This is a genomic window from Thiolapillus sp. (assembly GCF_048562965.1).
GTDB lineage: Bacteria > Pseudomonadota > Gammaproteobacteria > Chromatiales > Chromatiaceae > Thiolapillus > Thiolapillus brandeum_A.
Genome location: NZ_JBHNMF010000952.1, coordinates 1 through 1,090, shown reverse-complemented (window position 1 = coordinate 1,090; position 1,090 = coordinate 1). Strand labels below are relative to the sequence as shown.

Genomic DNA, 1,090 nt, shown 5'->3' with positions numbered 1-1,090 from the left:
TGGATGGATAACCATGGCGTTATGCTTCCTCCAGGTTTTGCGTGAGCCAGTCGTTCAATATCTGGCGGGTTCGGAACAAAGGATAGCTCCTTTTTGGAATATAATCACATGGTACCCGACAGGCGAGATATTCAACTACCTTGAGCTGCGGCAGATGCTCCGGGCGCAGGGACATCGCTTTTACACGCACTCGGATACGGAAGTTATTGTCCACCTGTATGAAGAATTTGGTGATGCATTTGTCAATCACCTGGTTGGACAATTTGCAATTGCACTGTGGGATCGTAACGCGCAGCGCATGCTGTTTGTCAGAGACAGAGCGGGTATCCGACCCCTGTTTTATACAAGGACAGCAGGGCGATTGTATTTCGCTTCTGAGGTCAAGTCCCTCTTTACCCAACCGGAAATCACCCGAAGGCTGAATCCACAGGCATTGGGAGAGGTGTTTACCTTCTGGGCGACTCTTGAACCCCACAGTCTGTTCGAAGATGTGTATGCCCTGCCGCCAGGGCATCTGATGATTGTGGAAGGCGGAGAACCGCGTGTATCCAGGTACTGGGACTGGGAATTTCCGAAGGATGGAATTCCTGACGGGCGCAGTGTCGACGACTGGGCCGATGAGCTTCGCGAGCGCATGATTGATTCGGTACGTTTGCGTCTCAGGTCGGATGTGCCCGTGGGCGCTTATCTCAGTGGCGGCCTGGACTCATCGGTGATCACGTCCCTGATCAGGAACTTCACGGATACGCCCCTGCGCACTTTTTCCATTGGTTTCGAAGACGCCGAATTTGACGAGAGCGCCTATCAGCGGGATCTTGTGAATTACCTGGAAACCGAGCATACGCATGTTACCTGTACCGCCGGTGATATCAGTCAGCTGTTCCCCCGGGTGATCTGGCATACAGAATCGACGATTCTCAGAACCGCTCCTGCACCACTCATGCTGCTGTCCAGGCATGTGCGGGAAAGCGACTACAAGGTCGTTCTCACGGGAGAAGGGGCGGACGAAGTGTTTGGCGGTTACGATATATTCAAGGAAGCCAAAATCCGGCGTTTCTGCCACCGCTACCCGGATTCAACACTGCGCCCG

2 protein-coding genes are annotated in these 1,090 nt (G+C 53.6%); one reads left to right on the top strand and one right to left on the bottom strand.

The window, feature by feature from the left end; translation table 11 throughout:
- Positions 1-19: 19 nt before the first annotated feature.
- The gene (locus ACOCD2_RS21405; protein ID WP_293653425.1) at positions 20-262 is read right to left on the bottom strand and encodes a hypothetical protein; all 243 of its coding nucleotides are present in this window, start codon (positions 260-262) and stop codon (positions 20-22) included.
- Here ACOCD2_RS21405 and asnB point away from each other — a divergent pair.
- The coding region (gene asnB / locus ACOCD2_RS21400; protein WP_293653424.1) for an asparagine synthase (glutamine-hydrolyzing) at positions 155-1,090 on the top strand (936 nt) is incomplete at its 3' end. The two genes, ACOCD2_RS21405 and asnB, sit on opposite strands and share 108 nt — an antisense overlap.